The organism is Klebsiella pneumoniae subsp. pneumoniae HS11286, from assembly GCF_000240185.1.
GTDB lineage: Bacteria > Pseudomonadota > Gammaproteobacteria > Enterobacterales > Enterobacteriaceae > Klebsiella > Klebsiella pneumoniae.
The window spans coordinates 4,362,976-4,383,908 of the sequence record NC_016845.1; the positions used below are offsets into that span (position 1 = coordinate 4,362,976).

At 56.6% G+C, this 20,933-nt stretch carries 20 protein-coding genes; 9 read left to right on the forward strand and 11 right to left on the reverse strand.

The genetic code is table 11. The features are described 5' to 3' along the window. Positions 1-5 precede the first annotated feature (5 nt). Genes KPHS_43260 through KPHS_43280 form a run of 3 tightly spaced genes read right to left on the reverse strand, consistent with a single transcriptional unit; the run spans position 6 to position 2,847 of the window. Positions 6-1,439: a glycoside hydrolase gene (locus KPHS_43260; protein ID YP_005228626.1), complete on the reverse strand. Its 1,434-nt coding sequence runs from the start codon at positions 1,437-1,439 to the stop codon at positions 6-8. A 19-nt stretch (positions 1,440-1,458) separates the two neighbouring features. Continuing rightward, complete coding sequence (locus KPHS_43270; protein ID YP_005228627.1) at positions 1,459-2,700, reverse strand: galactoside permease; 1,242 nt, start codon at positions 2,698-2,700, stop codon at positions 1,459-1,461. Between the two features lie 12 nt (positions 2,701-2,712). Continuing rightward, positions 2,713-2,847, reverse strand: a complete 135-nt coding sequence (locus tag KPHS_43280; RefSeq protein ID YP_005228628.1) for a hypothetical protein — start codon at positions 2,845-2,847, stop codon at positions 2,713-2,715. 94 nt (positions 2,848-2,941) lie between these two features. Between KPHS_43280 and KPHS_43290 the strand changes: the two genes are divergently transcribed. Continuing rightward, positions 2,942-3,937 (forward strand): LacI transcriptional regulator, encoded by a 996-nt coding sequence (locus KPHS_43290; RefSeq protein YP_005228629.1) that lies wholly within the window; start codon positions 2,942-2,944, stop codon positions 3,935-3,937. Here the strand turns inward: KPHS_43290 and KPHS_43300 are convergent. Together KPHS_43300 and KPHS_43310 are read right to left on the reverse strand one after the other, a co-directional pair. Further along, entirely contained in the window at positions 3,934-5,370 is a 1,437-nt protein-coding gene (locus tag KPHS_43300) for a low-affinity L-arabinose transport system proton symport component (RefSeq protein ID YP_005228630.1), read from the reverse strand. The genes KPHS_43290 and KPHS_43300 overlap by 4 nt on opposite strands. 279 nt (positions 5,371-5,649) lie before the next feature. Then, on the reverse strand, positions 5,650-6,411 hold the full coding sequence (locus tag KPHS_43310) for a 2-deoxy-D-gluconate 3-dehydrogenase (protein YP_005228631.1): 762 nt from the start codon (positions 6,409-6,411) through the stop codon (positions 5,650-5,652). Between the two features lie 210 nt (positions 6,412-6,621). Between KPHS_43310 and KPHS_43320 the strand changes: the two genes are divergently transcribed. Then, positions 6,622-6,753, forward strand: a complete 132-nt coding sequence (locus KPHS_43320) for a hypothetical protein (protein ID YP_005228632.1) — start codon at positions 6,622-6,624, stop codon at positions 6,751-6,753. Between the two features lie 143 nt (positions 6,754-6,896). Continuing rightward, positions 6,897-8,072 (forward strand): translocation protein TolB precursor, encoded by a 1,176-nt coding sequence (locus KPHS_43330; protein YP_005228633.1) that lies wholly within the window; start codon positions 6,897-6,899, stop codon positions 8,070-8,072. 135 nt (positions 8,073-8,207) lie between these two features. Here the strand turns inward: KPHS_43330 and KPHS_43340 are convergent, their stop codons facing one another. From KPHS_43340 to KPHS_43360, 3 genes are all read right to left on the reverse strand, one after another. Then, entirely contained in the window at positions 8,208-8,903 is a 696-nt protein-coding gene (locus KPHS_43340; RefSeq protein ID YP_005228634.1) for a KdgM family porin OmpK26, read from the reverse strand. Between the two features lie 248 nt (positions 8,904-9,151). Beyond that, the gene (locus KPHS_43350; protein ID YP_005228635.1) at positions 9,152-10,330 is read right to left on the reverse strand and encodes an acetyl-CoA acetyltransferase; all 1,179 of its coding nucleotides are present in this window, start codon (positions 10,328-10,330) and stop codon (positions 9,152-9,154) included. A gap of 118 nt (positions 10,331-10,448) precedes the next feature. Beyond that, positions 10,449-11,318 carry a LysR family transcriptional regulator gene (locus KPHS_43360; RefSeq protein YP_005228636.1) on the reverse strand — a complete coding sequence of 290 codons (870 nt, stop codon included), beginning with the start codon at positions 11,316-11,318 and terminating at the stop codon, positions 10,449-10,451. Between the two features lie 102 nt (positions 11,319-11,420). Here KPHS_43360 and KPHS_43370 point away from each other — a divergent pair, with 102 nt between their 5' ends. The 6 genes from KPHS_43370 (at position 11,421) to KPHS_43420 (ending at position 16,769) form a co-directional block, all read left to right on the forward strand. Beyond that, on the forward strand, positions 11,421-11,882 hold the full coding sequence (locus tag KPHS_43370) for a Na(+)-translocating NADH-quinone reductase subunit E (protein YP_005228637.1): 462 nt from the start codon (positions 11,421-11,423) through the stop codon (positions 11,880-11,882). A gap of 237 nt (positions 11,883-12,119) precedes the next feature. After that, on the forward strand, positions 12,120-13,235 hold the full coding sequence (locus KPHS_43380) for an HAAAP family transporter (protein ID YP_005228638.1): 1,116 nt from the start codon (positions 12,120-12,122) through the stop codon (positions 13,233-13,235). 118 nt (positions 13,236-13,353) lie between these two features. Further along, positions 13,354-14,232 carry a putative aldo/keto reductase gene (locus KPHS_43390; RefSeq protein YP_005228639.1) on the forward strand — a complete coding sequence of 293 codons (879 nt, stop codon included), beginning with the start codon at positions 13,354-13,356 and terminating at the stop codon, positions 14,230-14,232. A 382-nt stretch (positions 14,233-14,614) separates the two neighbouring features. Further along, entirely contained in the window at positions 14,615-15,319 is a 705-nt protein-coding gene (locus KPHS_43400) for a pilus assembly protein PilZ (protein YP_005228640.1), read from the forward strand. Between the two features lie 17 nt (positions 15,320-15,336). After that, positions 15,337-15,909, forward strand: a complete 573-nt coding sequence (locus KPHS_43410; protein ID YP_005228641.1) for a putative LuxR family regulatory protein — start codon at positions 15,337-15,339, stop codon at positions 15,907-15,909. A 143-nt stretch (positions 15,910-16,052) separates the two neighbouring features. After that, a complete protein-coding gene (locus KPHS_43420) occupies positions 16,053-16,769 on the forward strand; it encodes an EAL domain-containing protein (RefSeq protein ID YP_005228642.1) in 717 nt (238 codons plus the stop codon). A 34-nt stretch (positions 16,770-16,803) separates the two neighbouring features. Here the strand turns inward: KPHS_43420 and KPHS_43430 are convergent, their stop codons facing one another. The 3 genes from KPHS_43430 to KPHS_43450 are packed head-to-tail and all read right to left on the reverse strand — an operon-like array spanning position 16,804 to position 20,925. Next, positions 16,804-17,439, reverse strand: a complete 636-nt coding sequence (locus KPHS_43430; protein YP_005228643.1) for a putative fimbrial-like protein — start codon at positions 17,437-17,439, stop codon at positions 16,804-16,806. Positions 17,440-17,452: 13 nt separating this feature from the next. Continuing rightward, positions 17,453-18,448: a putative fimbrial-like protein gene (locus KPHS_43440; RefSeq protein YP_005228644.1), complete on the reverse strand. Its 996-nt coding sequence runs from the start codon at positions 18,446-18,448 to the stop codon at positions 17,453-17,455. Beyond that, complete coding sequence (locus KPHS_43450; RefSeq protein ID YP_005228645.1) at positions 18,439-20,925, reverse strand: putative fimbrial usher protein; 2,487 nt, start codon at positions 20,923-20,925, stop codon at positions 18,439-18,441. Before KPHS_43450 ends, KPHS_43440 begins: the two co-directional genes overlap by 10 nt. Between the last annotated feature and the right edge of the window lie 8 nt (positions 20,926-20,933).

A 20,933-nucleotide genomic window follows, 5' to 3' on the forward strand; every position in this document is an offset into this window, starting at 1 on the left:
TATTATTATTCGAGCTGCCAGGCGCCGGCTTCGGTTAATGCCGCCGCGCCGCTCCAGGCAAATAACGCTAATTCACGGCGGGGAGCCTGCGGATAGATACGGCTGCTCAGGCAGGCTTCGCCGTCATTGACAAAAACCTCCACCGAAGAGCTATCGAAAAATATTCGCAGGTTGAGATCCGCCCCGGCGGTCAACGGCACGCTGCGCGTCCCGCACAGGCCATACTGCGGATAATGCCGTTCCAGCACCAGACGCTGCTGTTGGGCATCCATGTAGATGCGCAGGCCATCGCCAAAGCGCAGACCATACTGCTCGGCGCTGCTGCGGGCGCAGTCCCAGCGCAGATTCACCTCCATCGCCTCGCAGTTGTCGACCATCGTCGTCTGCTGGTTGTTCAGGGTGCTGACCGGCCACGGGAACCAGGCGCCGCGCAGGCTCTCCACTTCTTTCGCCGGGCGCATCTGCAGGCGGTCATCCGCGCTCAGGCTCAGCTCGCGCGGCAGGGAGAGCATGCCCGCCCAGCCGTCCTGCTGCTCCGGCAGCGGCGATTCCCACATATCCAGCCAGCCAATCACGATCCGCCGGCCATCGGGGGTGGAGAAGCTTTGCGGGGCATAGAAATCGTGGCCGTTATCCATCTCCCGGAATTCGCCATGGCGAATAAAACGCTGGCCTGGCTGCCACTCGCCGATCAGATAGCCGCTCTGGAACAGATTGCGGTTGCTGAACCCCGCGGCCTGCATCCCCTGTGGGGAAAACATCAGAACGCGTTTGCCGTTGAGGGTGAAGAAGTCCGGGCACTCCCACATATAGCCCATGGTGCTTTCCGCTTCATCCAGCACCCCCGCGTCCTGCCACTGGCGCAGATCGGCTGAACGGTACAGCCGCACCTGGCCGGTATCGCCTTCGCGCGCGCCGACGATCATGTACCAGCAGTCTCCTTCACGCCAGACCTTCGGGTCACGGAAGTGGTGCATACCCGGCGGGGTGTCGACCACCATCCCCTGGCGCTCAAAGTGGATCCCGTCGCGGCTGGTGGCCAGACACTGCACCTGATACAGATTGGCTTCGTCGCCAGGATCGCCGTGGAACTTATGCCCGGTGTAAATCAGCGCCAGGGTATCGCCATCGACCACCGCCGAGCCGGAAAAGCAGCCGTCTTTATCCTCCGGGCCCTCCGGCGCCAGGGCTACCGGCAAATGCTCCCAGTGCACCAGATCCTTACTGCGCGCGTGCCCCCAGTGCATCGGTCCCCACTGGGTGGAGTACGGGTGATGTTGATAAAAGGCATGGTACCAGCCGTCAAACCACACCAGACCGTTTGGGTCGTTGATCCACCCGGCGCGGGCCGCCAGGTGATAGTGCGGATACCAGCGCAGATTAAGCGCCTGGCGTTGTGTCTGGAGTACCTGTTCAGCCCGGGAGATTGTGTAAGTCATCATTTTCACTCTTTTTGATTCAGATAGCGGTAGGTTGCGACACCAGCGGATCGGCGGAGGATTTGCCGGAGCGCAACAAGAAGATGGAAATAAAGGTGGTGCAGAACACCAGCAGGCCCATGATCAGGTAGGACTGGGCGAAGCCATATTTTTCATAGCTGTAGCCCGCCAGCGGCGACAATACGCTGGCGATAATCGAGCTGGTGCAGGCGAAGCCCACCAGATAGAGGGTGGAGGAGAGACGTTTATCGAAGTTGAGGCTGTTGTACTTAAAGATAGCCACCAGCAGTATCGGCAACTCCACCGCGTGCAGCAGTTTGGTGATGGAGATCAGCAGCGGCCCCTCCACCAGACCGGAGGCCACCATGCGCATCGCCATCACCATGCCGGCGAAAATCAGACCGTTTTTGGCGCCGATGCGGTTCACCAGCCACGGCGCGCAGAACATGCCGGCCGCCTCGAGGAACACCTGGAAGGAGTTGAGGTAGCCATACATCTCATTGCCTTCCTGCAGGGTCGCGAACTGCGATGAGAAATAGACCGGGAACTGCTGGTCATAGACGCCGTAAATGCAGGTGCCGATGACGAAGAAGACCAGCGCCCAAAAGCGCGGCAGCGTCAGCAGGCGCAGCGCATCTTCGAGGGTCACCTTACCGCCCGATACCGCCTCCTGCATCGCATGCGGCGCCGAGGAGACCCGCAGCCGCGCCAACAGGATAAAGAACACCAGCCCGGAACAGCTGGCGACGAGGAAGTTTAGCTGCGGATTGATGTTAAACAGCAGGCCGGCGAAGAAGGTGGCCACCGCCCAGCCCAGCGAGCCCCACATCCGCGCCCTGCCGAATTCAAACTGGCTCTGACGCGCCACCCTCTCGGTGTAAGATTCCAGCACGCCGATGCCGCCGTTAAAGGTCAAACCGATATAGATCCCGCCAAAAATGCTGCCCAACAGGACGTTGATTTTCAGCAGGTGGCCGAACAGCAGATACGCCGGACCAGAGAGGATCAGCAGCGCGGTGATATACCAGAGCAGATGTTTGCGCAGCCCCAGCTTGTCCTGGATAAATCCATAGCAAACTTGCGCAAACAGCGCGGAAACCGACAGTACGGCATAGATAATACCGGTATCGCCTGCCTTCAGCCCAACCTCCTGGTGAAGCCAGATAGAGAGCAAGGAGCCGGATGACGACCAGGTCACGAAAAAGAAAAACAGTAAGGCACTGAGCAACGGGTAGCTGTGTGAGTGAGGCGCTTTCATCATGACATTCTCGTGTTAGAGGAATGCAATTATGGTAACGTTAACAAAAAACAAAACGCAGGTGGATTCGCTGCGATATATGATGTTAATCACAAAAGTTAACGTTAACATAATGAAGATGCGATCGCGATCAAAAATCAACCGCAACATAGCTCACGACGGCGATAGCAGAAAATCGTTTCACTCTTTTACATCAGCGACTTAGTTGTATAGCCTGTACTCTGCGGCAATGGCGGAGGAAAAAATGGCGTCCCTGAAAGATGTAGCAAAACTGGCGAATGTATCTCTGATGACCGTCTCACGGGCGCTGAACACCCCGGAGCGGCTGAAGCCTGAGACACTGGCCCGCGTGCAGGCCGCCATCGCCGAAACCAACTACGTCCCCGACCTGTCGGCGAAGAAGATCCGCGGGGCGCGCGCCACCCCCAGCACCATCGGCGTGCTGGCGCTGGATACCGTGACCACGCCCTTTTCGGTGGAGATCACCTTATCGATCGAAGAGACGGCCCGCGCCCACGGCTGGAACAGCTTTGTGGTCAATATGTTTTCTGACGATCGTCCGGAAGCGGTGGTCGACCTGCTCCTCTCCCATCGTCCGGACGGCATTATCTTTACCACCATGGGCCTGCGCCAGGTACCGCTGCCGGAAAAACTGCTGACTCTGCCCTGCGTGCTGGCCAACTGCGAAAGCCTCAGCCAGCCGGTGGCCAGCTATATCCCGGACGATGAACAGGGGCAGTACGATGCGGTGAAAGCCCTGCTTGCCGCTGGCTATCGTCGTCCGCTGTGCCTGCACTTACCCGCCAGCCAGCCGGCGACGATCCGCCGCCGCCGGGGGCTGGAGCGCGCCTGCCGGGAGGCCGGTATCGAACCGGACCATCTGAGCCATTCGTATATGGGCCAGGGCGATGAGCATTACCACGATATCCCGGCGGTGGTGCTGGCGCATATCCGCGAGGGTAAACCTGGCTTTGACTCAGTGATCTGCGGCAACGATCGCATCGCGTTTATGGTCTATCAGACGCTGCTGGGCCAGGGGTTACGCATTCCACAGGACGTGGCGGTAGTGGGATACGACAACATGGTGGGCATTGGCGATCTGTTTCTACCGCCGCTCTCCACAGTGCAACTGCCGCATTATGACATCGGGCGCCTGAGCGCCCTGCATATCATTCACGGCGACAACCATCGGGAGACGCGCAAAGTCGCCAGCCCGTGGTTGCCGCGCGCCTCACATTAACGATTACCGATGTTGCGCAGCTTCTCGCCCGCCATCAGGTTGCGCTCAATGTGCTCGAGGGTGACATTCTTGGTTTCCGGGATCAGCCAGAAGGTGATGCCGATAAAGGCCACGTTGAGCGCCGTGTAGAGCCAGAAGGTGCCGGCGGCGCCAATCGCGTCAAGCAGCGTCAGGAAAGTGGCGCCGATGATCATGTTCGACACCCAGTTGGTGGTGGTCGAGCAGGTGATACCGAAGTCGCGGCATTTTAGCGGCTGGATCTCGGAGCAGAGGATCCACACTACCGGCGCCGCGCTCATCGCATACCCGGCAATACACATCATGGTCATGCCGACGGAGAGCCAGGAGAGGCCGCTGGATGCGGTGCCATTGTCGAACTGCATCAGGCAGTAGCCCAGCACCAGAGTGCCCAGCGCCATCACGCTAAAGCCGATTTTCAGCGCTGGCTTGCGGCCCGCTTTATCCACTGTGAACACCGCAATAAAGGTGGCAAACATAAAGGTCAGGCCCACCACCAGGGTGGCGATCATCTGCTGTTCAGTAGTGGTAAAGCCCGCCATTTTAAAGATACGCGGCGCATAGTACATGATGATGTTCATGCCGGTGAATTGCTGCATCGCCTGCAGCAGCATGCCCAGGAACACCGCCCGGCGCACGTTACGATTGACCTTAAACAACGCCCAACCGCCCTGCTTCAGCTTGAGGCTCTCACGGATCTCGTTAAGCTCGTCGCGCGCCTTTTCCGAGGTATCGCGCAGCATCCGCAGCACTTCTTCCGCTTCGATATGGCGTCCCTTCTCCGCCAGCCAGCGCGGGCTGTTCGGCAAAAAGACGACCAGAATGATCAGGATCACCGCCGGCAGCGCCAGCACGCCCAGCATGGCGCGCCAGTTACCGCTGTAGCTAAAGGCGGTATCGGAAAGAAACGCCAGCACAATGCCAAGGGTGACCATCAGCTGATACATACTGATCATTTTCCCGCGCACGTTCTCGCTGGCCATCTCGGAGAGGTACAGCGGCGCGGTATAAGAGGCAATCCCGACTGCCACGCCCAACACCACGCGGGCCACCAGCAGCACCTCCACGCTGGCGGCAAAAGCGGATCCGATAGAGCCGGCCACAAAGAGTACGGCCCCCGCCATCAGGCTGTATTTACGACCAAGGCGGAACGACAGCCAGCCGTTAAACAGCGCGCCTATCGCCGCCCCCAACATCATGCTGCTAACCACCCACTCCTGAAGCTGGCTGGATAAGGTGAAATGGTCGGTTATAAAGGGCAACGCTCCGGATATCACGCCGATATCCAGGCCAAAGAGCAAGCCCGCCACCGCCGCGGCGATGGAAACAAACCAGTTCATCCGCCGGGTATCACGTTGCGTCCGCGGCGATAATGTAGAGTCGTTACTGATTGAAGTCATTTTTTCCTGCCACACAGAGTAAGACATAAGACGAAAGTACGTGACTGGTGGATGAATGGGTCAGGCAGGATAAGCCAAAGATATGGACTATATTGCTGGCAGGATGGGTTTTGTGATGGACATTAAACTTTCAAAGTAACAAAAAATGCGTTTCCAATAGTTAATAACCCTGTTTATACAGAGCGGTAACATTATACCCGTGTTCAGGAGTATGGACGATCCGCACTTTTGCGTATGGACAATAATTGCTCAGAAGGCCGGAGCGATACCACAGACCCCGGCCATCGCGGACGGTTAGCGCGCCAGCCAGCCGCCGTCCACCGCCACCGTGTAGCCATTGATGTAATCGGAGGCTGAGGAGGCAAGGAACACGACTGGCCCCATCAGATCGGCCGGTAGCCCCCAGCGCCCGGCGGGAATGCGATCGAGGATTTCGCTGCTACGCTGCTCGTCGGCGCGCAGCTGCTGGGTGTTGTTGGTCGCCATATACCCCGGGGCGATGGCGTTGACGTTGATGTTGTGTTTGGCCCACTCGTTGGCCAGCAGGCGGGTGACGCCCATCACCGCGCTTTTGGATGCGGTATACGACGGCACGCGGATCCCCCCCTGGAACGACAGCATGGAGGCGATGTTAATGATCTTCCCGCCGCTGCCCTGGGCGATAAAGTGTTTCGCCGCCGCCTGGGACATAAAAAATACGCTCTTGATGTTGAGGTTCATCACGTCGTCCCAGTCTTTTTCGCTGAACGCCAGCGCGTCCTCGCGGCGAATCAGGCCGGCATTGTTGACCAGAATATCAATATGGCCGAACTCCGCCACCGCCCGCTCCAGAAGCTGAGGAATACCGTCGATCTGGCGCAGGTCGGCGGTCAGGCTAAGAAAACGGCGTCCCAGCGCGGTTACTCGCTCGATAGTCTCCACCGGTTCGACGATATTGATACCGACAATATCGCAGCCCGCTTCCGCCAGCCCGAGGGCCATCCCCTGACCTAAACCGGTATCGCATCCGCTCACGACGGCCACTTTTCCCTGCAGGGAGAATGCATCAAGAATCATATTATGTTCCTTAGTCGTTCAGAGCCTGCTGTTTGCAGGCAAGGTTCTCTCGGCCCGGTCCGCGCCGGCGGCGCGACTGAGCGTGGGGCGAACTCTCGGGCATAGCCCACCATAATGAAAATAAAACAGAGTTCCGTTTTGCTGATGGGTGCCATCTTAGCCCCGCCCCCAGCCATTTTCAATATTATTTAAAACGATGTTTCATTTTTTATGATGATGATTACAAAAAAAGAAAAAGCGAAGGAGCCTCCCGGCACGCGCCAGGCCGGAAAAGGTTTTGAAAAGATGAAGATTCAACCGATTGTCTGCAGAGGTGCCGAAGCGAAGCCAGCAGCCCGCTGAAAACGCGGGAATTACGCTGAACTGCGTGAGCCATCACAAATAATGAAACAATGTTTTGATAAATTAATACCCGTCTTTTAAAACATATCACTCAGCGACACGCCTCTGGTCCAGCGGCATCGCAGGAAAGAAAGGAGCACTACATGGCTAAAGGCATGCGGGTCAAACTGAATTATCACGTCAGCCACGATCCGGATACCGGGGCGGAAGTCACCCGCTTAACCCCCCCGGAGGTCACCTGTCATCGCAACTACTTCTATCAGAAGTGCTTTTTTAACGATGGCAGCCATTTACTGTTCGCCGGCGAGTTTGACGGCCACTGGAACTACTATCTGCTGAATATCGCCAGCGCCGAGGCCGTCCAGCTAACCGAAGGCGCCGGGGATAACACCTTCGGCGGCTTCCTCTCCCCGGACGATAAGTCGCTTTATTACGTGAAAAATGACCGTATCCTGCTGGAAGTCAACCTGACCACCCTCGCCGAGCGCGAAGTTTATCGCGTTAGCGATGACTGGGTAGGGTATGGCACCTGGGTGGCAAACAGCGATTGCAGCAAACTGGTGGGCATTGAGATTGCCAAAAGCGACTGGACGCCACTCAACGACTGGCAGATTTTCCATGATTTCTTCCATAAAGGACCGCACTGCCGCCTGCTGCGCGTCGACCTGCGCAGCGGTGAGAGCCAGGTGATCCATGAGGAAAAAATCTGGCTGGGACACCCGATCTATCGTCCCTTCGACGACCATACCGTCGCCTTCTGCCATGAAGGGCCGCACGATCTGGTGGACGCCCGCATGTGGCTGGTCAACGAGGATGGCAGCCATGTTCGCAAAGTCAAAGCGCATGCTCCAGGCGAAAGCTGTACTCATGAATTTTGGGTGCCGGACGGTTCGGCGCTGATCTACGTCTCCTATCTGAAAGGCCAGCAGGGACGGACGATCTATCGCTTTGATCCCGAAAGCGGCGTCAACGAGGCCCTGATGACGATGCCGGCCTGCTCGCATCTGATGAGCAATTTCGATGGCACGCTGCTGGTAGGCGATGGCTCAGGTACACCGGTGGATGTCAAGGATACCGGCGGCTACTCCATTGATAACGATCCCTGGCTGTATGTCTTTAACGTGGCGGAAAAGCGCTACTTCCGCGTCGCGCGCCATGATACCTCGTGGGCGACGGTGGCCAACAGCCGCCAGGTAACGCACCCGCACCCCTCATTTACCCCGGACGATAGCGCCATTCTGTTCAGCTCCGATAAAGACGGTAAACCGGCCATCTATATCGCGAAATTACCCGCGCACCCGTCAATGCTGAGCGCCTGATCCACGCCACACTTCTTTCTGTAACTGGCCTTGCCCTCCTTCATGGAGGGCTTTTTTTGTCCCTTCTCTTTCCCCCATAAAAAAACCCCGGCTGACGGCGCCGGGGAAAACAAACGATGAGGGATGAATGGTCGGTCAGAACGAGTAAGCCACCCCAACGCGGAAGCGGGTCTGGCGATCGCTGCGGTCATTGACCCCGACGTTGCCAATTTCGCCATACGGCGACCAGTTATTATCCAGCTTATAGGCCACCTTCACGTTATATTCCTGCGAGTAGGGTTTATTGTCGTTGCGGCTGACCCCTTCCGAGCTGCGGGCATAGACATAGTTCAGCTCTGTACGCCAGTCGCCGAGGACAAATCCGGCCCACGCGTCGCCGCGGTTAACTTTGTCATCATCTTTGCCGGCGTTGTTCGGATAGCGGGTGTATTCATAGCGATAGCGAGCGGCGACATAGAAGCCGTTGTCGAAGCTGTACTGCGCGTGCAGGTGCGGCTTGTAGATGGAGCGGCTGTCGTTGCTCTCAATGGTAAACCCGGGGGTGAGGAAAAAGTTCGACGTTGCTTTCCAGCGCCAGCTGATGGTGTCTTCATGACCATTGCCCACCACGTCCGAATAGGGTTGCGAACCGTTGTCGCCACCCGAACGCCATTTGGCCTCGACGGTAAAGCCTAAGCCGTTGGCAAAGCGGTGAGAAACGGAGACGCGGTCAGCATTACTTTTATCACTCTTTCCGCCATCAATAAATTCATGACGTAAATCTATCGTTACCGCGGTTGCCGCAAAAGACATACCGCAGAGGGCGGCGAGAACCAGAGATCGTTTTAACATAGGGTACCCTTACAATAAATAAAATGACATTTCGTTTTTATGAAACATCATTTTATTTTTTAGACACCATAGTTTTAGTGACCAGGATCGTAGTTATTTGTTTCAAAAAAGGTGGCACAACAAGACGTGACGAAGCTCAATAATTTCGCCGGGGAGAGTGAAAGAGGGAGGGGAAAAATAAGGGTTCGGCAAAGCACGGCGCATAAAAAAGGCCTCCCGCAGGAGGCCATGGAAATCGAGGTATAGCGCTATGCGCGTTCTACCGCCAGCGCCACGCCCTGACCGCCGCCAATGCACAGCGTCGCCAGACCTTTGCGGGCATCGCGCTTGATCATTTCATGCACCAGCGACACCAGAATCCGGCAGCCGGAGGCGCCGATGGGGTGGCCGAGGGCGATCGCGCCGCCGTTGACGTTGACCCGGCGCTCATCCCACTCCAGTACCCGGCCAACCGAGATCGCCTGAGCGGCAAAGGCCTCATTGGCTTCGATCAGATCGACGTCGTCCAGCCGCCAGCCGGCCCGCTCCAGACAGCGACGGGTGGCATGCACCGGGGCAATGCCCATCAGCGCCGGATCGACGCCGACGCTGGCGAAGGCGCGGATCCGCGCAAGGATCGGCAGCCCCAGCTCCAGCGCTTTAGCCTCGCTCATCATCATTACCGCCGCCGCGCCGTCATTGATGCTTGAGGCGTTGCCGGCGGTTACCGATCCAAGGCGATCGAAGGTGGGCTGCAGGCTGGCCAGCCCTTCCGCGCTGGCATCCACCCGCGGTTGTTCATCGGTATCCACGGTGCGCGCCGCGCCGTTATGCTCGGTGACAACCGGGACGATCTCATCGCGAAAGCGACCGGAATCAATCGCCTTGCGCGCCTTATGCTGTGAGCTGAGCGCCCAGGCGTCCTGCAGCTCGCGACTGATGCCAAATTCCCGGGCCAGGTTTTCCGCCGTGACGCCCATATGATAATCGTTGAAAGCATCCCACAGCCCATCATGCACCAGACTGTCAATCAGCTGGCTGTTGCCCAGCTGGGCGCCGGTGCGGCTGTCGGTAAGCACATGCGGAGCGCGGCTCATATTCTCCTGGCCGCCAGCGATCACCACGTCCGCTTCCCCGCACTGGATCGCCTGGGTAGCGAGGTGCAGAGCCTTCAGGCCGGAACCGCAGACATCGTTAATGGTGATAGCCGATACGGTGTTAGGCAGCCCACCGCGAATAGCGGACTGACGCGCCGGATTTTGTCCGGTCCCCGCGGTCAGCACCTGGCCGAGGATCACCTCATCCACGCTGTGCGGATCGATTCCCGTTTTCTCCACCAGCGCCTTCACCACCACGCTCCCCAGCTCGACGGCTGAATGGCGCGATAATGCGCCCTGAAAGCAGCCAATCGGCGTTCGCAGCGCGCCGACGATCACGACATCCTTCATCCTCTACCCCTGCCCATGCATTTGCGCAAAGAAACAGCGATATACTAGATAATTGTTATCAAAAAACTTTGTAATTGTTTAAAAAAAGTGAAGCCAATCACAAAGAAATAGCTATTCGTTAACGTTCACGCCGCTGCAGATGCTGACGCAGCCAGCTGCCGGCCGCTCCCGGCGGCGCTTTCTTATTCCACAGCAGATCGACTGAAATTGCCCGCGGCCAGCCGGGGATATCGAGCGCCACCAGCCCGCCCTGCGGCGCAAACTCCGCCACCAGCGCGCTGGGCAGAATGCACCAGCCGAACCCCTGCGCCGCCATGCTGAGCAGCAGCAGGTAGTTTGGCGCCGACCAGACCTGGCCTGCGGCAGGTTCGGTGGCGCTGGCCAGAAAGGTGCTCAAACGCAGCTCGCGCCAGCTGCGCAGCTCATCCCAGGCGACCTTACCCTGCGCCGCCAGCGGATGGCCAGGGGCTACATAAATGCCCATCGCCGTCTGCAGCGGCAGGCGGGTGCTGCCGATATCGGTGGGGTAGCGCTCCCTCGCCTCAATCAGCCCCACCTGGGCGCGGGATTTTTGCAGGAGATCGATCACATCCTCGTCTTCGCCAATCAAACACTCAAACTCGGTATGAGGAAAGCGGCGGTCAAACTGCACCAGCAGATCTTCCAGCACGTCCGGGTGCAGAGTATCGGAGAGCACGAAGGTCAGCCGCGGCTCCGTCTCGCCGGACAGCGACACAGCCAGTTCGTCCAGCCGCTCGCTGGCGGCAAGAATCGCTTTGACATAGCTCAGCACCTGCTCCCCCTGCGGGGTCAGCGTCGGTTGCCGCGTTGCCCTGTCAAAGAGGATTACGCCGAGATCGGCCTCCAGATTGGCGATGGCGGTACTGATCGTCGACTGACTTTTCCGCAGGCGGCGGGCGGCGGCGGAGAACGATCCGCTGTCGACCGCCTCGACAAAGGCGGTTAAGGCTTCCGGTGAATAACGCATGATGTATCTACAATATCGATGGTTCCTATCTTTTGTTTATCATATTTTTCCATAAACTGCCGGGTAATTTCCTGTTCAGGCTAAAACTGGAGGTAGCTCGCCATGCAACAGACCCCACATCAGCGCAAGACGCTCACCGAACGCGTTATCCACGCCATCACCTTCGAAGGACTGGCGACGCTGATCCTCGCCCCTACCGCCGCCTGGCTGATGCAGCGCTCGGTAGTGGAGATGGGCGGACTGAGCATTCTGCTCGCCACCCTGGCGATGGTATGGAACATTATCTATAACGCGGCGTTCGATCGCCTGTGGCCGGTCTCCCGCTTCCCCCGCCAGCTGAAAGTACGCGCCCTGCACGCGCTCGGTTTCGAAACCGGATTCGTCATCATTGGCGTCACCATGGTGGCGATCGTGCTGGGCGTCTCGCTGCTGCAGGCGTTTATGCTGGAGATCGGTTTTATGCTTTTCTTCCTGCCCTACACCATGGCCTTTAACTGGGTATGGGACACCCTGCGCGAGCGCGTTATTCGTCACCGCCGCCCGCGCCAGACGGCGCGCGGTTAATCCCGGCGCGGATCTTCGACGATCCGCCGCGACTTTATCACCGAAAACTATCGCAACAGACGAACCATAAATATGGTAAATTGCACTCCTTTTTTTTGGTTTGACGGTTGATAAAGTCGCATAATGTCTAAAATTTGGTCTAAAGAAGAAACTCTATGGAGTTTTGCCTTATATGGCACTGCAGTAGGCGCTGGGACGCTATTTCTACCGATCCAGCTGGGTTCGGCTGGCGCGATTGTGCTGTTCATCACCGCGCTGGTCGCCTGGCCGCTCACTTACTGGCCCCACAAAGCGCTGAGCCAGTTTATTCTCTCGGCCAATATCGCGCCGGGAACCGGGATCACCGGCGCAGTTAATCACTACTATGGTAAGAAAATTGGCAACCTGATCACCGGCCTCTATTTCCTTGCCTTCTTTGTGGTGGTGCTCATCTACGCCGTGGCCATCACCAACTCGCTGGCCGAACAGGTGGCGCATCGCACGCCGATGACCCCAGGGCTGCGTGCGCTGCTGAGTCTGGGGGTCGTGCTGGTCCTCAACCTGATCTTTCTCATGGGACGGCAGGTCACCATCAAGGTGATGGGCTTTCTGGTCTTCCCGCTTATCGCCTGTTTCCTGTTTCTCTCCCTCTATTTAATCCGCGACTGGCATCCGGAGCATCTCACCAGCCAGATGCAGTTCAGCCCGCAGACGCTCCACCAGGTCTGGATCTCTATTCCCGTGATGGTTTTCGCTTTTAGCCATACGCCGATCATCTCGACTTTTGCTATCGATCAGCAGGAGAAACACGGCGACCTGGCCATGGGTAAATGCAAAAAAATCATGAAGGTGGCCTACACCATCATCTGCGCCAGCGTGCTGTTTTTTGTCTTCAGTTGTCTGCTGGCGATCCCGGCAACCTATATAGAGACCGCCCGCGATCAGGGGGTGACTATCCTCTCCGCCCTGTCGATGGTGCCAGGCGCGCCGGGATGGCTGGCGGTGACCGGCATCATCGTCGCCGTCGTCGCTATGTCGAAGTCGTTTCTCGGAACCTACTTCGGAGTGATTGAGGGCGCCAGCGAAATCGTCAAAAGCTCGCTGGGCCTGCTGGGCGTGCGTAAGAGCCGCGCTTTCAACCGCGCGATGTCGATCCTGCTGGTCTCCGCCTTCACTTTTGCGGTGTGCTTTATCAACCCGAATGCGATCTCAATGATCTACGCTATCAGCGGACCGCTTATCGCCATGATCCTGTTTATTATGCCCACGCTGTCGACATGGCTCATTCCGGCGCTGAAGCCGTACCGCTCGGTGGGTAACGCCATTACGCTGGTGGTTGGCCTGCTCTGCGTGTCGGTGATGTTCTTCGGCTAATCCCCTCTGGCGACAGCGGCTGCCTGAGCTGCTGTCGCACATTCTGACAATATTCTCCCCCTTGCCTTCCTTGTGAGCGGATTACACTTACGGCTTAGCCACCGTGAGGAGAGTTCTTATGTCCAGTGTCACCTTATCCGGTCGCGGCACGCTCGGCGATCGCCAGGTCTATCGCTTAGGTTACGGCGCGATGCAGCTGGCCGGCCCCGGTGTCTTCGGCCCGCCCAAAGATCCTGAAGAAGCGGTGCGCGTACTACAGGCCGCCGTCGAGGCCGGGATAAACCATATCGATACCTCTGATTTCTACGGTCCACATGTCACCAATCAGTTGATCCGCAAAGCGCTCCACCCCTACCCTGACGATCTGTGCATTGTCACCAAGGTCAGCGCCCGCCGTGACGAGAAAGGCAACTGGCTACCGGCCATGTCGCCCGCCGAACTGACCCAGGCCGTTGAAGACAATTTGCGTCACCTGGGGCTTGAGGTACTGGAAGTGGTTAATCTGCGCAGTATGCTGAGCCCGCACGGCCCGGTGGAGGGTTCGCTGGAGGCGCCACTCGCCACCCTGCTGGAACTGAAAGAGCGAGGATTAATCCGCCATATCGGCCTCAGCAACGTGACGGCAAAGCAGGTCGCGGATGCGCAGAAAATGACGCCCATCGTCTGCGTGCAAAATCTTTATAACGTTGCCCATCGCGCCGACGACGCGCTGGTGGATGCGCTGGCCGCCCAGCACATCGCCTGGGTGCCCTTTTTCCCGCTGGGCGGTTTTACGCCGTTGCAGGCGCAGGAGTTGAACGAGGTCGCGGCTTCGCTTGAGGCGACGCCGATGCAGGTCGCCCTCGCCTGGCTGCTCCAGCGAGCGCCAAATATTCTGCTGATCCCCGGCACCTCCTCCCGCACGCACCTCGCGGAAAATATTGCCGCTGCCGAGCTGGTCCTGCCCGCGGAAGCGCTGCGCACCCTCGATAATATCGCCACCGCCGCGCGCCGCTGACCTGCCAGACAAAATGGAGGGAACCCTATCCCTCCTCAATATTTGCCTGGAAAAACCTCACCGCTACTGGCACTATAGATCCTACAAATGGGGCGTGATCGACGATCGTTCTCTCATTATCCCCGTTAATTAAACTTAAGTTTTTATCCTTCGACCGGTCTCCAGCTTGGAGGCCGTTGTCGTTTTTGTCATGACCAAAATTCGAAACTCTTGATTACAGGAAATACAATATCAAATTCCAAGTTTATACATATCAATCTGGCTGCAAAGATAGTCAATAACATCAAACGCTCATAAAAACATCTGATTAACCCAATCAGAATGTTGCTATTGCTATAAGAAAAATCAAACGCCTCACGACAACTATTTACAAGGGATGCATATGACAGAGGGAACGATAAAGACCAGTAAGTATGAAATTATTGCTATTTTCAGAGAGGAGTTGCGCAAACGTACTGAAATTGAAATATTTTTTAACAACACCAGTATCATAACCCAACTGACGCGCGTGGACTTTGCCGAGTTTCATATTCAGACCCATCGCAAAATCCCGTCCGGGCATAAAATTCGCTTTCTCCTGCATAGCGATTCAGGGAAAATAGAGTTTAATGCGGCCCTGACAAAACATGACAATAGCGGTGTCGATAAAGGTATCCGCTACGCTTTTTCATTGCCTGAATGCCTGCAGGTAGTGCAGCGTCGCCGCGATCCCCGCTTTCGTTTACGCCATGAGCATGACTTTTATTGCCGCGGCCGCCATAAAAACGGCGAAAACTATCTTTTCGATATCAAAGACATTTCAGATGGCGGTTGCGCATTGATGACCAAAACGCCGAATCTTAAATTCCTCAGCCACAACGCCTTACTGAAAAACGCCGTACTGATGCTTGCAGAATATGGCGAGATCACCATCGACCTGGTGGTCAAAAATGTCATTGTTATCACCCTGGATAACGCTAATGAAGAGAGTGAGAGCTACTATCAGATATCCTGCCAGTTTAAGTTCCGCCATCTCGATGACCAGCGCAGAATAGAGAAGATACTGCTGGACCTGATCTTAGAAGCCAAGCGCAAAAAGAGAATCTGACAACCTTGGACAGTATATTGCTGTACACCAATGACAATCTCATTGGTCACTCAATCTATCACTACCTTATTGATAGCCATGAAAATGCCACCCGACTGAGTTATGCCGATGTCATCCATGAGAAACATCTGCCACTGGCCCAGACGATTATTTTCAATTTAATTAATAAGGATATTTCTGCCATCAGAATCGTCGATCTGCTGAATGCGCTCCGCCTTTCCCTGCTGCGCTGCCAGCAGCCGGTGCTAATGGTGAAAAGCGACATTGTCGGGCTGTGCAGAGAGTTGATAAACTTTGACAACGCTATGATTATTAGTGAGAAATCTCCGCTAACTCTTTTTTCATCTATCGTCCAGCGCGCCAAAGGCGTCAGCGAACTGCCGCCGCGAGGATTGCGCAAACAGCTTTCACCACGGGAGTGTCAGATCCTCGAACTGCTCATTGCCAACAATAATAATAAGCGTATTGCCGCCCTGCTCGGCATTGCTCATAAAACGGTTCATAGCCACCGCATCCATATCATGCAAAAACTGGGTATTGATAACTCCCGCACTATGAATCAGCGTATTGCCGCTCTCCATCAATGCTAAATGTTCTCCCGGTAAATCAGTAGCGGATAAAGCGTACTTATTCGCTGTTGATTTACATTTCCCGCCATTCCCATTAATCATCAGGTAGCCTATAATTAATGTATCCTCTGCCTATTGTCTGACTAACCTCGTGAAGAGGGATAATGAACACTAAAATATTCGAAGACAACATTTTATCTCGTAATGATATCGCTGTACGCTACGTCTTTCAGAAAATGTTTTCCCCACAAGGTACTCTGGTCGCGGTGGAATGCTTAAGCCGCTTTGATAATCTTTCTATTTCCCCCGAAGATTTTTTCCGCCATGCTACCGCCGCCGTTCGTGAACGTATTTTCCTCGAACAACTGGCACTGATTGAAAAGCATAAAGCCTGGTTTTTACGTAACCATATTTCCGCAACAATTAACGTTGATGACCATATCCTGAACCTGTTGCGCCAGAAGGATATAAAAGCCAAAGTCGCCGCCCTGACCTGCGTCCATTTCGAGGTAACCGAAAACGCCGAGAATCTGCTGCATAATTCTCTTGCCGCCTGGCAGAGCCCACAGGATACCTCACTGTGGCTCGACGACTTCGGCTCCGGCTACGCGGGAATTAACGCTATTCGCGGTTATCACTTTGACTATGTGAAAATTGATAAGGATTTTTTCTGGCACCTGATGCGCAAAGAGTCCGGCCGCCAGCTGATGGATGCGCTGGTGACCTTTTTATCGCGCAACCATCATAATGTGATTATTGAAGGTGTCGAAAGCGAAGCCCATAAAGAATGGCTGCAGGGAATGGAGTGGTTTGCTATCCAGGGACATTACTGGCGGGAAGTCAGTATTGAACAACTGGTCGCCGATGATATTGCCATGTAAAAAAAGCCGGGAATTCCCGGCTTTTTAACGTCACTTAATTATAAACTAATTCCCACGTTGCCCAGCTGGTAATCGGCCCGCTGGTGGCGCTTTTCGGCGTTGGCGAAACATAGCCAACGTAATAGGTGAACAGGCCGCCGCTGACCGCGCTTTCCTGCAAACGCACCTGATTTTGCTGCGGGTCCGCCGGGACAATTTTATTACTCTTATCCAGAGTATTATTATCGTTAGTCGATAGGGCCAGATAAATATTCTGCGCTCCATCCGGCAAGGTATTGGCCAGATACCCGGCGTTTTCGTTACCGACCGCCGTCAGTAAAAAACCATCGACCCAGCGCACGCTGACCCGACGCACCTCATCCTGCGAGGCTGCCCCACCATCATGGCGCAGCTGGCAGTTTGACAGTGCCAGGGTAAACGGCTGCGGTTTCATAAACGCCCCGGCCCCGCGATCGTGGACTTCCGCCAGGCTGACCGGCGCCAGCCAGACATTACCGCTGCCGGCATGCTGGCCGCCGTTTAGCGCGACGCTACAGGAAATATCCGTCACCCGCCCGGCAAAATCGACCCGTCCGCGATCGTAATTGGTCTCAAAACCCCACGCCGAGGGGGCGGCGAGGCTGCCGCAAAATAGCAGCCACGCGATAGTGTTTTTCGGCAATCCCTTCATTCCCCCTCCCGTATTAATCGTACGTCAGGTTAAAGATCATATGCGACTCCACCTCGCCGGTGCTGGTCGTCGGGCCATACTGATAAAAACGCGCGTGCAGCGGTATGGTGATGTAGCGGGTCTCCTGATTATTCAAGCGGCCGACGGTGTATTTCTTATTAAACTGCAGCGGGGAGCCATCCTTCAGCACCTGGATGCCAATGCCTTTCGCCATCCCGCTGCCGGCTTTTTCATTCAGCAAGGCGCCCATGGTAGCGGTAGTGCTGGTGGCCAGGGTACCGGAGAACGAGGTGCTAATGTTGGCATATCCCGTTTCACTCAGGCCGCCGCTGCACTGCAGGTCGATATTAAAATCCTTCCCGCCGGCGGTGGTGCCGACCCCTTTCAGGTCGGTGCGCCGGATGGAACCCACATCGACATTCATATTTTTCCCGCTCAGCACCGAACAGGAGGGCGAGACCACGGTGATGGCGTTGGCGCTCAGATAGGTTTCGAGGATCGGGTTACCGCCGCTCTCCCAGTCGTAGGAGGTGTACTTACCCGCCGCCAGGGTGCCGCTGCCGGTGGTTGCCGCGGTTTTGATAATCTGCAGCGTAAAGCGCGACCCTTCGAGGGAATAGTTGGTGGTGTTATATACCCGGGACGAAAAGACGTCGGGATAGACGATATTTACCGTTGCGCCGCCGCGGCTGAAACGCATGCCGATTCCCGGCACGTTGGTGGAGTAGATTTTATTTCCAAGGTCCGTGGCCCCTGGCGACACGATCTTCGCCGCAAAGCGGTTGGTGCCGGAAGTACAGCGATAGCTTGCCCCGCCGGGAGCGCTCATCGTCCAGTCGCGGGTAAGGATCACCGAGCCCACCGGCAGATCCGGGGGCACCACCACCCTGCCCACCACCATGTCCAGCATCACCGTTGGCGATGAGAGACGCGTACAGGAGGCCCAGGACGAGGTGGTTCCCAGCGCCATTAAGACGATAAAAAGCGTTAGTAATTTCCTCAGCGACATACGCTATCCTTTGTTGTTTGCTGTCCCAGATCCACCGAACACTGCCCGCCGCTCCACTTCACAATCGCGCGTTTGGCGTTCGCATCGCTGATAAACATCATGCTGCCCTGGCCGACAACGCCGATCTCCTTGCCGTCGGGGGAGAAAATACTTGCCGCAAACGGCAACGGCTCGTGGTTCGCCTGGCGCGCCTGCAGGGTGAGGTTGTTCTGCACCTTAGTGCCGAACGCGACCTTAACCACGCTGCCTTCCCACGGCACAACCTGCGCCACGGTGCGATCGAAGGCCACGTCGTCATGGCTGCCTTTCGGGTCGATTTCCACGGCGTTAATCCGGTACGGGCGCAGATACGGCAGGATGGCGTAACCATTGCTGTCCACACGGGTGCCCGGCGATCCCGGAAGCATCGCCCCGGCCGCGTCTTTGGCTTCAATCAGGGCCATCGTCGAGCCGCTTTCCGGTGAGAGCACCACGCCGCCGCTGTGGGCGATCATCGTCCCGCTGGCGCCAATGCCGCTCTGACGATAGCCTTCGCCCTGGCTGTAGCTGCCGTTGAGGGTGGTCCATGGCGTACGGTAGCTGCCGTTGAGCGCCACATCATGCTGACCGCCGGTGGCGGTGGTGGTCGACACGCCGTAGTTAAGGTTGTTTTCACTGTCCAGCGAACCGTTGATACCAATCTGCGAGCTGGCAAAGCGCGAGTTATTGAACGAGGTGTTCGACGTCAGGTTGGCGGTGCGGTTATCGCCAAACCACAGCGGGTAGCTGAAGTTGAGTGAAATACGATCGTCGCGACGATGACCGGAGCTGTCTGGCGTATAGACGCGCTGCGCGCTCGCCGACCAGGAGAGACGACCAAATGAATTGTTGTAGCTGACCTGATACTGCTTCTCGGTCCCGGAGCGGTTCCAGTAATCGGAGATACGGCCGCTGAGATAAAACCCGCCCCAGCCGTCCGGCAGGTTCTGGTTCACCGTGAAGGTCATGCCGTTTTTTTGCCGCCACAGGGTGTAGTTGCTGCGACTATTTTTTTCCTGATCGACGGCGTACAGCGCGTCGTTGAGGTTGTAATAACCTTTCGTCGAGTAGCGATACGCCGCCAACACGATGCTGGTCTGGGTATCGGTAAACATGCGGTTAAAGGTCGCGCGATAGCTCTGACCCGAGTCATCATGGGCATCGCTCTTCAACCGCGAATGGGTGACGTCAAAAGAGAGCGCGCCGATGCCGGTGTTCATCCCGGTCCCCACCAGGAAGGCCTGATAGTCGTCAAAACCGGTGACCCCGGTGTAGCCGGTCAACAGGTTGTTGATCCCGTGCTGCCAGGTCGCCTGATAGAGCATCGGCTTGTTGCGCAGCGCGCTGTCGTCCACTTTACCGGCGGAGAGCGCGTAGCGGGTCATGCCCGGGCGCAGCAGCTGGGCGACGGAGGCGTAAGGCACGCTAAACACTTCTACCGAGCCATCCGCTTCTTTCACCGAGACCTCAAGATCGCTGCCATAGCCGGAAGGATAGACATCCTGCAGGGTAAACGGTCCGGGCGGAACGGTGGTCTGATAGATAATATTGCTGCCCTGGCGCACGGTGACGAGGGCGTTGCTCTGCGCCACGCCGCGAATTTCCGGAGCATACGAGCGCATGCCGTCCGGGAACATATTGTCATCGGTGGAAAGATTAACCCCGCGCAGACCGATGGTGTCGAAAAATTCACCATTGGTGAAAATCTGCCCGCCGCTGACGATGGAGTTGAGCTGTGGGATAGGGCGCTGGAGATAGGTCTGGTTGCTGTTCCAGTGCGCTTTACCCTGCTGCTGCTGCCAGTTCAGGTTGCCGATGTGCTTCAGCAGCCAGCCGTCCCACGACAGTCCGGCGTTGACGCCCAGATAGGCGCTGCTGTTATCCGACCCGCCTACCGAAGAGGTATGGCTGTTCCAGGCGTTCGCCATCCAGCCAAGATTGAGCGCGGTAATACCTTTGTCCCAGAACTCCGGGCTGACATAGTTTTTCAGGCGTTGATCTTCATAGATCTGCGGTACCGAAATGTTCAACCGCAGGGAGGACTGGACCAGGTTGTCTTTGACGTTTTCTTCGTTGCGCCAGGATTTGAGGCTACCGCAGTAGCCCTCCTGCTCGCTCAGCTGCGGATTGAGCTTTTCCGCCGCGATGCCATATTGGGCCAGCATCGCTTTGGTGTAGCAGACGCCCAGCCGACCATCTTTATCGCGCGCGATGCGTAAATCGTAGCGCCCTTTCCACTCGTCGTTGGTGTAGACGTCAAGGGAGTAAGTGCCTTCGGTAATCGCGCTGGTCGAAAAGCGCGACAGATCGACCTTTTCGCGACTGCCGACAATAAAGCCGTCGTTAAACTGATATACCGTTCCCGGGTTTTCCTGTCCGCTGGAAAATGGCGGAAAGCAGCACAGCGCGATGGCGATCGCGGTGCTTAATCTTCCCGGGCAGAATGACCTCTGCTTCATTAGCTTTT

Bases quoted from the DNA above. Each gene is read 5' to 3' on its own strand.
- KPHS_43260 (YP_005228626.1), bottom strand. From the start codon at position 1,439: ATGACTTACACAATCTCCCGGGCTGAACAGGTACTCCAGACACAACGC.
- KPHS_43270 (YP_005228627.1), bottom strand. From the start codon at position 2,700: ATGATGAAAGCGCCTCACTCACACAGCTACCCGTTGCTCAGTGCCTTA.
- KPHS_43280 (YP_005228628.1), bottom strand. From the start codon at position 2,847: ATGTTGCGGTTGATTTTTGATCGCGATCGCATCTTCATTATGTTAACG.
- KPHS_43290 (YP_005228629.1), top strand. From the start codon at position 2,942: ATGGCGTCCCTGAAAGATGTAGCAAAACTGGCGAATGTATCTCTGATG.
- KPHS_43310 (YP_005228631.1), bottom strand. From the start codon at position 6,411: ATGATTCTTGATGCATTCTCCCTGCAGGGAAAAGTGGCCGTCGTGAGC.
- KPHS_43320 (YP_005228632.1), top strand. From the start codon at position 6,622: ATGATGATGATTACAAAAAAAGAAAAAGCGAAGGAGCCTCCCGGCACG.
- KPHS_43330 (YP_005228633.1), top strand. From the start codon at position 6,897: ATGGCTAAAGGCATGCGGGTCAAACTGAATTATCACGTCAGCCACGAT.
- KPHS_43340 (YP_005228634.1), bottom strand. From the start codon at position 8,903: ATGTTAAAACGATCTCTGGTTCTCGCCGCCCTCTGCGGTATGTCTTTT.
- KPHS_43350 (YP_005228635.1), bottom strand. From the start codon at position 10,330: ATGAAGGATGTCGTGATCGTCGGCGCGCTGCGAACGCCGATTGGCTGC.
- KPHS_43360 (YP_005228636.1), bottom strand. From the start codon at position 11,318: ATGCGTTATTCACCGGAAGCCTTAACCGCCTTTGTCGAGGCGGTCGAC.
- KPHS_43370 (YP_005228637.1), top strand. From the start codon at position 11,421: ATGCAACAGACCCCACATCAGCGCAAGACGCTCACCGAACGCGTTATC.
- KPHS_43390 (YP_005228639.1), top strand. From the start codon at position 13,354: ATGTCCAGTGTCACCTTATCCGGTCGCGGCACGCTCGGCGATCGCCAG.
- KPHS_43400 (YP_005228640.1), top strand. From the start codon at position 14,615: ATGACAGAGGGAACGATAAAGACCAGTAAGTATGAAATTATTGCTATT.
- KPHS_43420 (YP_005228642.1), top strand. From the start codon at position 16,053: ATGAACACTAAAATATTCGAAGACAACATTTTATCTCGTAATGATATC.
- KPHS_43430 (YP_005228643.1), bottom strand. From the start codon at position 17,439: ATGAAGGGATTGCCGAAAAACACTATCGCGTGGCTGCTATTTTGCGGC.
- KPHS_43440 (YP_005228644.1), bottom strand. From the start codon at position 18,448: ATGTCGCTGAGGAAATTACTAACGCTTTTTATCGTCTTAATGGCGCTG.
- KPHS_43450 (YP_005228645.1), bottom strand. From the start codon at position 20,925: ATGAAGCAGAGGTCATTCTGCCCGGGAAGATTAAGCACCGCGATCGCC.